The sequence below is a fragment of the Clostridium sp. SGI.024 genome (assembly GCF_050315195.1).
GTDB lineage: Bacteria > Bacillota > Clostridia > Clostridiales > Clostridiaceae > Clostridium.
Genome location: NZ_JBNPON010000040.1, coordinates 1 through 15,299, shown reverse-complemented (window position 1 = coordinate 15,299; position 15,299 = coordinate 1). Strand labels below are relative to the sequence as shown.

The 15,299-nt window shown below is 27.2% G+C and carries 11 protein-coding genes and 1 other annotated feature (1 of these 12 running past the window's edge); of the genes, 10 read left to right on the top strand and 1 reads right to left on the bottom strand.

The window, feature by feature from the left end; all coding sequences use genetic code 11:
• Positions 1-52: a binding site (T-box leader), on the top strand (it extends 203 nt beyond the left edge of the window).
• A 46-nt stretch (positions 53-98) separates the two neighbouring features.
• The 8 genes from ACQRD5_RS11400 to pyrE all read left to right on the top strand — a co-directional run bounded on the left by ACQRD5_RS11400 (position 99) and on the right by pyrE (position 11,399).
• The gene (locus tag ACQRD5_RS11400) at positions 99-581 is read left to right on the top strand and encodes an Lrp/AsnC family transcriptional regulator (protein WP_291625856.1); all 483 of its coding nucleotides are present in this window, start codon (positions 99-101) and stop codon (positions 579-581) included.
• On the top strand, positions 578-1,747 hold the full coding sequence (locus ACQRD5_RS11395; protein WP_291625854.1) for an aminotransferase class I/II-fold pyridoxal phosphate-dependent enzyme: 1,170 nt from the start codon (positions 578-580) through the stop codon (positions 1,745-1,747). Before ACQRD5_RS11400 ends, ACQRD5_RS11395 begins: the two co-directional genes overlap by 4 nt.
• Positions 1,748-1,950: 203 nt before the next feature.
• A complete protein-coding gene (gene glnA / locus ACQRD5_RS11390) occupies positions 1,951-3,279 on the top strand; it encodes a type I glutamate--ammonia ligase (RefSeq protein WP_427746829.1) in 1,329 nt (442 codons plus the stop codon).
• Between the two features lie 13 nt (positions 3,280-3,292).
• Entirely contained in the window at positions 3,293-3,838 is a 546-nt protein-coding gene (locus tag ACQRD5_RS11385; protein ID WP_291625850.1) for an ANTAR domain-containing response regulator, read from the top strand.
• Positions 3,839-4,022: 184 nt separating this feature from the next.
• On the top strand, positions 4,023-8,561 hold the full coding sequence (gene gltB / locus ACQRD5_RS11380; RefSeq protein ID WP_427746828.1) for a glutamate synthase large subunit: 4,539 nt from the start codon (positions 4,023-4,025) through the stop codon (positions 8,559-8,561).
• Positions 8,561-10,033 carry a glutamate synthase subunit beta gene (locus ACQRD5_RS11375; RefSeq protein WP_427746827.1) on the top strand — a complete coding sequence of 491 codons (1,473 nt, stop codon included), beginning with the start codon at positions 8,561-8,563 and terminating at the stop codon, positions 10,031-10,033. Before gltB ends, ACQRD5_RS11375 begins: the two co-directional genes overlap by 1 nt.
• Before the next feature lie 84 nt (positions 10,034-10,117).
• A complete protein-coding gene (locus tag ACQRD5_RS11370; RefSeq protein WP_291625844.1) occupies positions 10,118-10,546 on the top strand; it encodes a hypothetical protein in 429 nt (142 codons plus the stop codon).
• A 169-nt stretch (positions 10,547-10,715) separates the two neighbouring features.
• Positions 10,716-11,399, top strand: a complete 684-nt coding sequence (gene pyrE / locus ACQRD5_RS11365; protein WP_291625842.1) for an orotate phosphoribosyltransferase — start codon at positions 10,716-10,718, stop codon at positions 11,397-11,399.
• Positions 11,400-11,449: 50 nt separating this feature from the next.
• Here the strand turns inward: pyrE and ACQRD5_RS11360 are convergent, their stop codons facing one another.
• Positions 11,450-12,427, bottom strand: coding sequence for an alpha/beta hydrolase (locus ACQRD5_RS11360; protein ID WP_291625840.1), 978 nt, complete (start codon positions 12,425-12,427; stop codon positions 11,450-11,452).
• A gap of 203 nt (positions 12,428-12,630) precedes the next feature.
• Here ACQRD5_RS11360 and ACQRD5_RS11355 point away from each other — a divergent pair, with 203 nt between their 5' ends.
• Entirely contained in the window at positions 12,631-14,544 is a 1,914-nt protein-coding gene (locus tag ACQRD5_RS11355; RefSeq protein ID WP_291625838.1) for a hypothetical protein, read from the top strand.
• A 227-nt stretch (positions 14,545-14,771) separates the two neighbouring features.
• Positions 14,772-15,275 carry a QueT transporter family protein gene (locus ACQRD5_RS11350; protein WP_291625926.1) on the top strand — a complete coding sequence of 168 codons (504 nt, stop codon included), beginning with the start codon at positions 14,772-14,774 and terminating at the stop codon, positions 15,273-15,275.
• Positions 15,276-15,299: the final 24 nt, after the last annotated feature.

Below are 15,299 nucleotides of genomic sequence, written 5' to 3'. Positions count from 1 at the left end.
AAGTATTACTTATTAGGGTGGTACCGCGGAAGCATTGTCCTTCGTCCCTTTTTTTGGGGATGGAGGGCTTATTTTTTTATATTATGGAGGGGTGTCTTATGGATGAGATATTAGAAGTATTAGAGAAGAATAGTAGATATAAAGATGAAGAAATAGCTACTATGACTGGGAAAACAGTTGAAGAGGTTAGAGAAGCAATAAGAGATTATGAAGAAAAAAATATTATTGCAGGTTATACAACTCTCATAAATTGGGAGAATACAGGTAAAGAAACTGTAACTGCATTAATAGAAGTAAAAATTACTCCTCAAAGAGGAGTGGGTTTTAACAAAGTTGCAGAGAGAATATATAAATTTAATGAAGTTAAAGCTTGTTATTTAATGTCTTCTGGAGGTTTTGATTTAACAGTTATAGTTGAAGGAAAAACTATGAAAGACGTTGCTTTATTCGTATCTGAAAAACTTGCAATACAAGAATATGTAACCGGTACAGCAACTCATTTTGTACTTAAAAAGTATAAAGATCATGGAAGAATATTTAAAGAAAAGAAAAATGAAAGTAGGGAGGCTATATTTATATGATATTAGAAGATATGATATTAGATAATGTTAAAAACATGCCACCTTCAGGGATAAGAAAATATTTTGACTTAATTAACGAAATGGAAGATGTTATTTCTCTTGGAGTTGGCGAACCTGACTTTGTAACACCTTGGAATGTTATTGAAGCTGGTATTTATTCTTTAGAAAAAGGGGAAACTCATTATTCGTCAAATGCAGGTTTTATAGAATTAAGAAAAGAAATCTCTAATTACTTAAAGAGAAGATTTAATTTAACTTATAATCCTGAAGATGAAATACTTGTAACTGTTGGTGGTAGTGAGGGAATAGATCTTGCTTTAAGAGCACTTGTTGGACCAGGAGATGAGATTATTATACCTGAGCCTAGCTTTGTGGCATATAAAGGTTGTGCAACTTTTTGTGGAGCAACTCCTGTAATTATTAATTTAAGACAAGAAGATGATTTTAAACTTACAGCAGATCTTCTTGAAAAAGCTATAACTCCTAAAACAAAGGTAGTAATAATTCCTTTCCCTAATAATCCTACAGGAGCAATAATGACTAAAGAAGAACTTAAAGAAATTGTAGAAGTTTTAAAGGATAAAGATATTATTATTCTTTCTGATGAAATATATGCAGAATTATCTTATGATAAAGATCATTATTCAATTGCTAGTTTTGAAGAAGTTAAAGATAAAACATTGGTTATTAATGGTTTTTCTAAGGCTTATGCAATGACAGGCTGGAGATTAGGCTATGTATGTGGACATCCTGTTTTAATTGATGCATTAAAAAAAATACATCAATATGCATTAATGTGTTCTCCTACAACTGCTCAGTTTGCAGCAATTGAAGCACTTAAGCACGGTGATGATAGTGTGAGAGAAATGTCTAGAGAATATAATAGAAGAAGAAGAATATTAGTTAATGGATTTAGAGAGATGGGACTAGAATGTTTTGAACCTTTAGGAGCTTTATATGTATTTCCGTGTATCAAATCAACAGGTTTAACCTCTGATGAATTTTGTGAAAGATTACTATTAGAGGAAAATGTCCTAGCTGTTCCTGGAAATGCTTTTGGAGAATGTGGTGAAGGTTACATTAGAGCTTGTTATGCCTCTTCTACAGAAGATTTAATAGAAGCAGTTAAAAGAATTAAAAGGTTTGTTAATAAATTAAAGGCTTAGATTATTAGTTTTTTAATTATATAAAGTAAATATTAAGTAATTATTATGATAATTAAAAAATTATACTTAAATTTATCAAAAAAATAGTTGCAATTCTAAAAAATAAATAATATAATTTAATAAAGTAATTTTTGAGCAAAGGCGTTCAATAGAGATTTTTCTATTGTGCGCTTTTTTTTATAAGTAAAAAGGGGGAAGGCACTATGCCAAAATATTCAAGGAATGATATAATTCAATTAGTAAAAGAAAATGGGGTAAAATTTATTAGATTACAATTTACTGATATATTTGGATCCTTAAAAAATGTAGCAATTACGGACAAGCAATTAGAAAAAGCTTTAGATAATCAAATTATGTTTGATGGTTCATCTATATCAGGTTTCGTAAGAATAGAAGAATCTGATATGTACCTAAGACCTAACTTAGATAGTTTTGTTATTTTTCCATGGAGACCACAACAAGGTAAGGTTGCTAGATTAATATGTGATATTTATAGACCAGAAGGAATTCCATTTGAAGGAGATCCTAGAAATATTCTTAAGAAAGTTTTAAAAGAAGCTGAAGATTTAGGATACTCAATGAATGTAGGACCTGAATGTGAATTTTTCTTATTAAGTACTGATGAGTATGGTAAACCTGTATTAAAAACTCAAGATCAAGCAGGATATTTCGATTTAAGTCCATTAGATTCAGGAGAAAATGTTAGAAGAGATATAACTTTAGTATTAGAGGATATGGGATTTGAAATCGAAGCTTCACATCACGAAGTTGCTGAAGGTCAAAATGAAATAGATTTTAAATATGAAGATGCTTTAACTACGGCTGATAATGTAATGACATTTAAATTAGTTGTAAAATCGATAGCCCAAAGACACGGTGTTTATGCAACCTTTATGCCAAAACCTTTCTTTGGAATAAATGGTTCTGGAATGCACGTTAATATGTCATTAAATAAAGACGGTAAAAATGCATTTGTTGATGAAAATGATAAATTAGGCTTAAGTGCTACTGCTTATAGTTTTATTGCTGGATTAATAAAGCATATAAAAGGAATATCTGCTATAACAAATCCTCTAGTTAATTCTTATAAGAGATTAGTTCCTGGATATGAAGCTCCAGTATATATAGCATGGTCAGCTAAAAATAGAAGTCCCTTAATAAGAGTTCCAGCATCAAGAGGAAATGGTACAAGAATTGAACTTAGATGTCCAGATCCAAGTGCAAATCCATATTTGGTATTATCTTGCCTTTTAGCAGCTGGACTTGATGGTATTAAAAACAACTTGGTTCCACCTGACAGTGTAGAAAAAAATATCTTTAAAATGACATTAGAAGAAAGAGATATAGACGGAATAGATAGTCTTCCAGGTAGCTTAGAAGAAGCTATTAAGTATATGGAAGAAAGTGAACTAGTTAAGAACACTTTAGGTGAACACACATTTAATAATTATATAAAAGCAAAAAAAGCAGAATGGGATGAATATAGAAGTAAGGTTCATGCATGGGAAATTGATAACTATTTAAATCAGTAAGGGAGCAATATAAATGACAATAGATGTAATAGTTGCACTTAATAACGAAGAAACTTCTCAAAAGATAAAAAGTATCCTAGTAGGAAATGGATTTAATGTTATAGCAGTGTGTAAATATGGCAATGAACTTATAAGATCCATAAAACAATTATCTCCATCTATAGTCATTTGTGGGTATAAGTTTAAAGATATGAATTTACTTGATATCTTTGAAAGTACAGGAGATGATTGTAGCTTTCTTGCTATTGTTAATGAACCCTATAAATCAATTATACAAGAAGAAACAGATATTATTTGTATATCAAGTCCAATAAATACTATGGTATTATTGAATACTTTAGATATTATTTATCAAAGTGAAAGAAAAATAAATAGATTAAAGAAAAAAGTAAACAATCTAGAATTAAAAATTAATGAAAGAATAATTATAGAAAAAGCTAAAGGGTTACTTATGTATAAAAAAGGATTAAGTGAAGATGAAGCTTACAGATATATTCAAAAAAATAGTATGGATTCTGGATTAAGAATGGTAGAATATGCAAAGAAATTTATATCATAATTAATTTTATACTGTAGCAATGTGGCAAACAGTTAAGGTGTAAAATAGAATTATTGAAGTACTAAAAATACTTCAGTAATTCTATTTTAGCAACTATAGAAAAATAGTTTTATATTTTTTATTATGAATTTTAAATTCTGCCATAACAAGGATTATTAATAAATTATTCGAAAGGTTGATATTTATGCATAAAGATATAGGTTTATATAGAAGTTCTTTTGAACACGATGCATGTGGAATTGGAGCTGTAGTTAATATTAATGGAACAAAAACCCACAAGTCTATTGAGGATGCTCTAAATATATTAATTAATTTAGAACATAGAGGTGGTACTGGAGCAGATGGTAAAACTGGAGATGGATCCGGTATACTATTTCAAATTCCTCATAGATTTTTTAAAGAAGAAGCCCAAAAACTTGGAGTAATCCTTCCAGAAGAGGGGAATTATGCAGTTGGTATGTTTTTTTTACCAATAGATTTAATGGAGCGTAAAACTTGTGTTAGCATATTTGAAAAGTTATGCTGCGAAGAGGATTTGAATATTTTAGCTTGGAGGTCTGTACCTGTAAATAAATCAGTTTTAGGTGAATATGCAGTAACATCTATGCCTTGTTTTAAACAGGTAATTATTGAAAAGCCTTCATATATTAATGACTTTAGAGATTTCGAAAGAAAATTATATATTATAAGAAGAAGATTTGAAAAAGAATTAGTTACTGAAAAAGCATATATATCATCTTTATCTTCTAAAACTATTGTATATAAAGGTTTATTACTTGCAAGTCAGCTTAAGAATTTTTATATAGATTTATCAAATGCCAAAGTTCAGTCAGCAATTACAATGGTGCATTCAAGATATAGTACCAATACTGTCCCAAGTTGGAAAAGAGCACATCCTAATAGATATATAATTCATAATGGTGAAATTAATACGTTAAGAGGTAATATAAATAGTTTATTATCAAGAGAAGGAAATTTATATAATAAGGAAATAGAAAATGATTTAAAGAAAGCTTTACCTATAATAAATAGTGAAGGATCAGACTCTGCTATTTTAGATAATACTTTAGAATTTCTAATTATGAATGGCAAAAGTATAGAAGAAGCTATTATGATGCTAATTCCAGAACCATGGGAGAAAAATAATTTTATTTCTAAAGAAGAAAAAGCATTTTTTGAATATAATGCTACCTTGATGGAACCATGGGATGGTCCATCAGCTATTGTATTTTCTGATGGAAATGTTATGGGTGCAACTTTAGATAGAAATGGTTTAAGACCTGCTAGATACTATATAACAAAAGATAATAATTTAATATTGTCTTCAGAGGTAGGAGCTTTAGATATAAGAAATGATGATATAGTATCAAAAGGTAGATTAACACCTGGAAAAATATTGTTAGTTGATACATTAAATAAAAAAATATTAAGTAATGAAGAAGTTAAAAAGCAGTACTATTCAAAGAAACCTTACTCAAATTGGGGTGATGAAAATATAATTCCACTAGAAAATATAAAATCAGCTTCTCAAAATAAGGATAACTTTAATATAAATCGAGATAAATTACTACAGATTTATAACTACACATATGAAGATTTAAAAAATACTATTTTACCAATGTGTGAAAAAGGTGAGGAACCATTAAGTTCTATGGGTGTAGATACTCCTTTAGCTGTACTATCAAAAGAACCTCAACCTCTTTTCAATTATTTCAAACAATTATTTGCTCAAGTAACTAATCCTCCAATAGATGCAATAAGAGAAGAAATTATAACATCAACAACTATTTATCTTGGTTCATCAGAAAATCTCTTAGGTGAAATAGAAGAAAATACTCAAAAAATCAAACTAGCAACACCTATTTTGACAAATGAAGACTTAAGTAAAATAAGAAATATTGATAATCCTAATTTTAAAGTGAAAACTATTAATGCTTCATATGGAAAAAAAGACGATGAATATGACTTAGAATTGGCTCTGGATTTATTATGTCAAGAGGCAGAAAAATCAATTTTAGAAGGATATAACATTATTATTTTAAGTGATAAAAATGTTAATGATAAAATACTACCAATACCATCCTTATTAGCATTATCTGCTGTACATCATTACTTAATAAAAAATGGCCTAAGAAGTAAGGTTGATTTAATTGTAGAAAGTGGAGAACCTAGAGAAGTACATCATTTTGCAACTCTTATTGGATTTGGTGCTTCTGCTGTAAATCCTTATTTAGTTTATGAGTCAATTCTTAAATTACAAGAGGATAAATTCTTAAATGAAGATTATAACATAGCTGTTAAGAAATATAATAAAGCTATATTAAAAGGTTTGATTAAAATAATGTCCAAAATGGGTATATCTACTATTCAATCTTATAAAGGTGCTCAAATCTTTGAGGCAGTTGGAATAAATGAACATGTTATTAATAAATACTTTACTAACACTATAAGTAGAATAGAAGGAATATCTTTAAAAGAAATTCAAGATGAAATTCTTAGAAATCATAGAAATGCATATAAAAAGAGTAATTCTAATTTTAAATTTACCTTTAATTCTAGTGGAAGAGATAAATTTAGAGCAGATAAGGAAGAACATTTATACAACCCATTAACTATTTATAAATTGCAGCAAGCAACAAGAAGTGGAGATTATAAAATATTTAAAGAATATTCTGAGCTGATAGATAGTGAGGATTCTTTTATAACATTAAGAAGTTTATTAGATTTCAAATTTTTAAGTGATCCAATTCCTATAGATGAAGTAGAGAGTGTTGAATCAATAGTAAAAAGATTTAAGACAGGTGCTATGTCTTACGGATCTATTTCTAAGGAAGCCCACGAAGCATTAGCTATTGCTATGAATAAAATAGGTGGAAAATCTAATACTGGTGAAGGTGGAGAGGATAGAGATAGATTTATACCAGATGAAAATGGAGACTCTAGAAGATCTGCTATAAAACAAATAGCTTCTGGAAGATTTGGTGTAACCTCTGAATATTTAGTTAATGCTAGTGAAATACAAATAAAAATGGCTCAAGGAGCTAAACCAGGTGAAGGTGGACAGCTTCCAGCTAAAAAAGTATATCCTTGGATAGCAAATACTAGAGGGGCTACTACTGCAGTTGGATTAATATCACCACCACCACATCATGATATATATTCAATAGAAGATTTAGCTCAATTAATATATGATTTAAAACAATCTAATGATGAAGCCGATATATCAGTAAAGTTAGTTGCTGAGGCAGGTGTTGGTACAGTAGCAACAGGAGTTGCAAAAGCTGGTGCAAATGTTATTTTAATTTCAGGCCATGATGGTGGAACAGGAGCATCACCTAAAACATCAATTCAAAATGCTGGTTTACCATGGGAACTTGGAATTGCGGAAGCTCATCAAACTTTAATTTTAAATAAATTAAGAGATAGAGTTAGATTAGAAGTTGATGGTAAGCTGATGACTGGTAGAGATGTAGCTATAGCTGCTTTATTAGGCGCAGAAGAATTTGGATTTGCAACAGCTCCATTAGTATCTTTAGGCTGTGTAATGATGAGAGTATGTAATTTAGATACATGCCCTGTAGGAATAGCTACACAAAATAAAGAACTTAGAAAAAGATTTAAGGGTAAACCAGAATATGTAATTAACTTTATGTATTTTATAGCTGAAGAGTTAAGAGAATATATGTCAAAACTTGGTTTTAGAACTATTGATGAAATGGTTGGTAGATTTGATAGACTTAAGGAAAAAGAAAGTAAAAAGGGATTTAAAAGAAGTAAAGTTAATTTATCTTCATTATTAATTAAAGATGAAAGATTCTTTACTGCACAAAATAAATTTAATAAAAATTATAAAGAAGAGAAAGCAAGAACTTTAGATAGAAGCTTATTAATTCCTATAGTTGAGAAAAGTTTTGATGGTACTAACTCAATAAATATCAATATAGATATAAATAATACTGATAGAACTTTAGGTACATTACTTGGCTGTAATATTACTAGACAATATGGATATAATACATTAAAAGATGATTCTATAGTATTAAACTGTACAGGATCAGGTGGTCAAAGTATAGGAGCCTTTATGCCAAAGGGAATAACAATTAAAGTAAATGGTGATTGTAACGACTATTTAGGAAAAGGCCTATCTGGAGGAAAAATAATAGTTAAAAATCCAGAAGATTGTAATATTAATCCAGAAGAAAATATTGTTATAGGTAATGTTGCATTATATGGAGCAACGTCAGGAAAGGTATTTATAAATGGAGTTGCAGGAGAAAGATTTGCAGTAAGAAACTCTGGAGCTATAGCTGTAGTTGAAGGAGTTGGTGATCATGGCTTAGAATATATGACAGGTGGAACCGTAGTGTTATTAGGTAGTTGTGGTCTTAACTTTGCAGCTGGTATGAGCGGTGGTATAGCATACGTATTTGATCAAGATAATACTTTCAATAGCAAATTAAATAAAGAGTTAGTAGAAATAGAATCAGTAGAAACTAGTGATGAAGAAACTATTAAATCTCTAATAAAAGAACATGTTGCATTAACAGATTCTAAACGTGGAACTGAAATATTAGAAAATTGGAATGAAGAAAGAAAAAAATTCAAAAAAATTGTCCCTAATGATTATAAAACAATAATAACATTAATAGATAAGAAAAAAGCTGAAGGCTTAAATCATGAAGAAGCACTTCTAGCTGCTTTTTATGAAAGGAGTGCTATGTAATGGGAAAACCAACTGGATTTTTAGAGTTTGAAAGAAAAATAGGACAAAATGATTCTGTTAAAGAAAGAATTACTCATTACAATGAATTTCATAACTTACTTTCTAAGGATGAACAGGCAAAGCAAGGTGCTAGATGTATGGATTGTGGAATTCCATTTTGTCAATCAGGCTTATTAATAAAAGGAATGGCATCAGGATGTCCTTTAAATAATTTAATACCTGAATTTAATGATTTAGTATATAAAGATAATATCAGCATAGCATTAGATAGATTGCTAAAGACAAATCCATTTCCTGAGTTTACTGGAAGAGTTTGTCCAGCTCCATGTGAATCTGCATGTACTGTATCTATAAATGGACCTGCAGTTAGTATTAAGGAAAATGAAAGATATATAATTGATACAGCTTTTAATATAGGTATTATGAAATCAGAAATACCTAGATATAGAAATGATAAAAAAGTTGCTGTAATAGGCTCTGGACCTGCAGGTTTATCTTGTAGTTACTACTTAAATAGATTTGGATACAAGGTTGATGTCTTTGAAAGGGAAGATAGACTTGGTGGATTATTAATGTATGGTATACCTAATATGAAGCTTGATAAAGAAGTAGTTAATAGAAGAATAAAACTATTAGAAGATGAAGGTGTAGGATTTTTCACTAAATTAGATATATGCAAAGATGAAAGTTTAAGAAATAAAATTTTAGAAGAGTATGATGCTATTGTTTTAGCTACTGGAGCTACTAAACCTAGAGATTTAAATGTTTCAGGAAGAAATCTTAAAGGAATACACTTTGCAGTTGATTATTTAAAGGAAAATACAAGAAACTTACTAAATAATGATAAAAATGAAAATTATATATCTGCTAAGGATAAAAATGTTTTAATAATTGGTGGTGGTGATACTGGTACTGACTGTGTGGCAACATCTATACGACAAGGTTGTAAATCTGTAATTCAGTTAGAAATTACAAATCCTTTGCCAAAGGAAAGATTAGATAGCAATCCTTGGCCTGAATGGAATAGAACTTTAAAGGTAGATTATGGCCAAGAAGAAGCAATTGAAATTTTCGGAGAAGATCCTAGAAAATATTGTACAAGTGTCAAAGAATTTATATCTGATGAAGCTGGACGTGTAAAAGCAGCTAAAATTATAAAGGTGCATTGGTATCAAGATGAAAATAAAAGACTAACCTTTAAAGAAGTTGAAGGTAGTGAAGAAATAATTGATGTAGATATTGTTATGCTTGCAATGGGATTCTTAGGTACTGAAGAATATATAAGCAATAGTTTGAATATTAATCTAGATAATAGAGGTAATATTGATGCAGAGTATAAATCCTTTAAAACTAGTAGAGAAAAAATATTTACTTGTGGTGATGCTCGTCGAGGACAATCTCTTGTAGTATGGGCAATAAGAGAAGGTTTAGAAGCTGCAAAAAGTGTAAATGAATATTTATTAGGAAAATAAAAAATAATAGTAAAAATTACTTTCTTTAATTATTAGATAATTTCACATAATAATAATGTGAATATCTAAAAGGAGGGACAAAAGATGTTAAGATGTTTAGCTTTACTTTCTATAATTTCAACTACATTAATATCATCTAATATTAATACTATAAAATCAGATGATATTAGATATAAAGGTAATGCATTAAGGGTATTTAGTGAATATAGTATAAATATAAGTAAAGAGGATAAATTTGATGACTTTTGGACTCCTAAAAATGAAGGGTATCTTAATGAAACTACAAGAGAAAAAATTAAAACCTTAAGAGAAAAAGTTAATAGTGGTGAAAAATTAACAATTTCGGAGTGTAATGAGCTAAGAATCATTAAATCAGATGTTATAAAAATAAAGTTAGGTGAAGAAAAATTTAAAGAGCTTGAAAAGTTAATAAATAAAAGAGAAGGAACTTTAGATTTAACTTTACCAGAAAGACAAAGGCTCTATGAGCTAAATAAAGAAGCTAGAGAATAAATAGATATTCATAATTTATTAGGAGTTGCTTTAAGTAACTCCTAATTTCCTTTAAAGAGTATTTATATACAAAAATATTAGCAATTTATGAAAAAAAATGATAAAATTATAAAGGCGTATATTTAATTAATTTATACGTTTAATATTTGTATCGGAAGGATGAATTGTTATGGATAGATATAAGGAAGAATTTATCGAATTTATGGTTAATAGCAATGTTTTAAAATTTGGAGATTTTACTACTAAAAGTGGCAGAAAAACTCCATTCTTTATAAACACAGGAAATTATACAACAGGTGCTCAATTAAAAAAATTAGGAGAGTTTTATGCTAAAGCAATAAATAATCATTTTGGAAGTGATTTTGATGTTTTATTTGGTCCTGCTTATAAAGGAATTCCATTAACAGTAACAACTGCTATTTCTTTAAATGAATTATATGATATAAATGTTGAGTATTGTTCTAATAGAAAAGAAGTAAAGGATCACGGTGAAGGTGGAATTTTATTAGGAGGATCTCTAAAAGATAGTAAAAGAGTAGTTATTGTTGAGGATGTTATGACAGCGGGAACATCTATATATGAAACTGCTCCAATATTAAAAGCACAAGGAGATGTAGATATAAAAGGTCTTATTATTTCAGTTGACAGAATGGAGAAGGGAAAATCTGAAAAATCTGCTCAAGAAGAAATAAAAGAGACTTTTGGAATAACTACTTACTCAATAGTTACTATGAAAGAAGTAGTAGAATATTTATATAATAGAGAACTTAATGGAAAAGTCTATATTGATGATAACATGAAGTCTTCTATAGAATCTTATTATGAAAAGTATGGAGTTACATATAACAAATAGGAGTTGCCTAAGCAGCTCCTTATTAATTTTATATTATGTGATAGCCTCTATTATTTATTATTTATATCTAAAAATTTTAGTGTTTCAAAAATTAAAGCTACTATTTCAAATTTATTATAGCCACTAAAATAATGAGAACCTGATTTTAATGTAAGTAGTTTGCTTTTTATATCTTTTTCTTTTAAATTTGTATATAAGGTTTTTGCATTTTCATATGGTACTATTTCATCACTTTTACTATGTATAATTAATGTACTAGGAGTAGAACTATTAATATAATTTATAGGAGTATACTTCTCTAAAATATCTTTTGACTTAAGTATATTTTCAAGGTTTTTTTTATATTCTTCATCAATATCAGATATATCCAAGGTATTTAATTCTGTAGGTCCAAATACATCTAAAACATATTTTACATTAGATGGATACTTTCTTAAAGATTCATCACCTAAAAACATATCCTCTTCTGAATATGATGCCATTAAAGCTAAATGTGCTCCAGATGATATACCAAGAATTCCAATATTCTCTGTATCAAAGTTATATTTTTCTTTATTTTTATAAACCCATCTAATTGAATCTTTAACATCTATAATTGGATTTTCTATTGGAACATCTTCTTTTAAAAGTTCGTAAGAAAGACTAATAATTGTAAAGCCCCTTTTATTAAAAGCTTTTAATATAGGTTCTAATCCTTTAGGTATCCCATTGTCACCATAAACCCAACTCCCTCCGTGTACGTATATAATAACAGGAGAAGGCTTATCTTCTATATCTGATTTATAAATATCTAAGAATACATCCTTTGATAAAGTGTCTTTGTACTTGATATTTTTCAGATCCATAGTAGTTGTTGTATAGTAATCTGTTAATTCTCCTAAGGTTTCAACAGATTCATTTCTGTTTTTTAATTCATTATATACACTATATATAATCATTAATGAATTTTTGAAGTAAATTACTAACAGTAAAGTAGTAACTAGTATTGAAATTAAAAAAACTGTAATTATTTTATATAATCTTTTCAAAAAATCAGCTCCTTACAATACCCTACAATCAATATTTATATTATTGACATAAATAAAAAATATAAATGAATTAATTATAATTTTTTTTATAAATGAATATATTGTATTAATATTTAAATAAGGAGGAGGTACCTATTAGTAATTATTTAACTCTTGATAATAATAAAGCATTATTAAGTATAAATTATATAGCTAATAATATTTTGAATGATTCAGATAATAACATACTATGCTATAAAATCAATGAAAATGAATTATTAGAAGTTATAAATGAAATAGTATCCTATTATCTATTTAATGAAGAACAAGTCTTAATTCTAACGGATTCCTATCAAGAAGGTATTCTTGCTACTAATATATTTAAAGATCTTGATAAAAGATTATTATATTTAGATGGGAATTATAACATTGAAGAGTTAATAAGCTATTTATTATTAAATTTACAGGAGCAGACAGGTAAAACTATCATAAGTAAAGTAGAATTGCTTTATAGGAATATTAATAAGAAGCAGGATATATTAAAACAAATAAGTAATTTTTTTAATAATTGTAATTATGATATTCCTTTAATAGAGAAGTATATACTGACTGGTAGAAAACTTGATAGTAACCATACTTACAATAAATATTACAGAACCTTTAGAATTAAAAATCCTTTTAAAAATTATAATTATAATGAATTAAAAGAAGCATGTAAAAATATATTGTCATCAGGTTTAAGTACTCAATATATACAGTATAGACGATTTGTGGATAACGATATCTATAATTATTTAAAATTACCACTAGATTATAATTTAATAAATGATTCTATATATTTAATAAACACTATAATAGATAATAAAGAAATCGAACATAATCTAATTGTATCTATATATACTGAGGACTTTATTGATGCATATATTTCAAATGAAATAATTGATGAAGATTATATTTTATCATTAACCAATATTGTTAACTTAAAGTATAACTATAAATTATTAAATAAGACAATTACTAAAAAGTGGTTTAATATATTTAAGAAATATAATAAAAATAAAGATGAAGAAAATTTAAAGGCTTTTTCTAAAATAAAGGATGAAATTTATAATGAGTATTTAAATAATTATAATTATTTAAATAAGTTGAAGGAAAAGTTATCCTTCTTAAAATCAATTATAAGAGAAGAAAAGTATAATGAATTAATTATTACTATAATCAAAAGTAAAAATATTTACGAGAATCTTAATTTGTATAAAAGAATATTTAATATAGCATACAAGAATAGAAATATATTTAATACTATTGACAACATTTCAAGTATCGAAGAAAACATATTAAAATATTGTTATGATGATTTAGAAGAAAAGAAATATATAGATGAATTATTAACAATTCTTCCTATGTTAAAATGCTATTTAGATATTGAAGAAGAGGAAATTAAAAATACAAATATAATTGAACTATATAAAGAATATGATAGTGTTATAAATAGTATATATACTGATAACTATAAAAAGAATACCATAATCTCAAAAGCAATCAATAAAATATGGGATAATAAGTTAAGAAGTTCATCCTCTAAACTAAAAGAAAATGTAAATACTATCAGCGAAGATGAGTTAAATAGTTTTTTTCCCTGTACAGTATCTAGCCTTTCTAATGAAAATATACAGGAATTAATAAACAAAAATCTTAAATTCAATAAAATTATAGTAATCTCCAATGAAGAGGATAGAAAGATTGATTTTGAATCTATATCTAAGATATCTAAAACTATACTATCCTTAGATATAGATAATAAAATAAGAGAATTTAACTTTAATAAGGAAAATAATTATATAATTAATGAAAATAATGAAATATTATCAGAAATTAAATACTTCTTATTAGATAAAAATATAAATTTACACATAATTATTAATAATCCTTATATGGAGATAAAAACAAATGAATATAGAATTATTTTATTGTTAAATAATAGTTTAGTAAGTAATGACGTTTTTTTATATAAATACTATATGGATAATAATATTAATATATATAGGTTGTGGAATAGAGATTGGTGGGTTAATAAATATAAAGAACTAAATAAAATTAATGAGTATATTAATGAATTGACAATAAGTAATAAATGAAATATACTATTATAGTAAATTGAATAAGACAGTTCGGAAGCCTCCTGTCTCTAAATAAAACTACGGTTATTAATTGTATTTTATATTAAGTATGATTTATTCGTAGAGGGTTTAATAAATAACCCTCTATTTTTATTTCAATATCTAATATAGCTTTATTTTAATTTGTTTTTTTGGGGCTGTTGTAATACAGCTCCTTAATTTTTATTAAAAAAATGGAGGGAATTATTTTGAATAACAATTTAACATCTAAAATAGTAAAATCAGCTTTAATTGCAGCACTATATGCGGTATTAACTATAATACTAGCACCTATAAGTTATGGACCAATACAATTTAGAATATCTGAAATTTTAGTCCTTCTTGCATTTTTAGATCCAATATACATAGTAGGATTAACACTAGGATGTTTAATATCAAATTTGTTTGGTGGGTACGGTTTAATGGATATTACTTTTGGTACCTTAGCAACCTTTTTAAGTGTAAGTGCTATATCAATTACCTCTAAATATATGAAGTCAAATATTGTTAGTTTAATTGTATCATCTTTATGGCCAACTATCTTTAATGGTTTAATAGTTGGATGGATGTTAAGTGTAGTGTCTGAATTACCTATGTTAATAACTATGCTACAAGTTGGAATAGGTGAATTCGTAGTAGTAACTATAGTAGGAGTACCTATATTTAAAATTATTTCAGATAAATATAGAAATAAATTAGCTTTAGAATAAAAAACAAGCTTAGATACTTTATAG

Bases quoted from the DNA above. Each gene is read 5' to 3' on its own strand.
- ACQRD5_RS11395 (WP_291625854.1), top strand. From the start codon at position 578: ATGATATTAGAAGATATGATATTAGATAATGTTAAAAACATGCCACCT.
- gltB (WP_427746828.1), top strand. From the start codon at position 4,023: ATGCATAAAGATATAGGTTTATATAGAAGTTCTTTTGAACACGATGCA.
- ACQRD5_RS11385 (WP_291625850.1), top strand. From the start codon at position 3,293: ATGACAATAGATGTAATAGTTGCACTTAATAACGAAGAAACTTCTCAA.
- ACQRD5_RS11400 (WP_291625856.1), top strand. From the start codon at position 99: ATGGATGAGATATTAGAAGTATTAGAGAAGAATAGTAGATATAAAGAT.
- pyrE (WP_291625842.1), top strand. From the start codon at position 10,716: ATGGATAGATATAAGGAAGAATTTATCGAATTTATGGTTAATAGCAAT.
- ACQRD5_RS11375 (WP_427746827.1), top strand. From the start codon at position 8,561: ATGGGAAAACCAACTGGATTTTTAGAGTTTGAAAGAAAAATAGGACAA.
- glnA (WP_427746829.1), top strand. From the start codon at position 1,951: ATGCCAAAATATTCAAGGAATGATATAATTCAATTAGTAAAAGAAAAT.
- ACQRD5_RS11370 (WP_291625844.1), top strand. From the start codon at position 10,118: ATGTTAAGATGTTTAGCTTTACTTTCTATAATTTCAACTACATTAATA.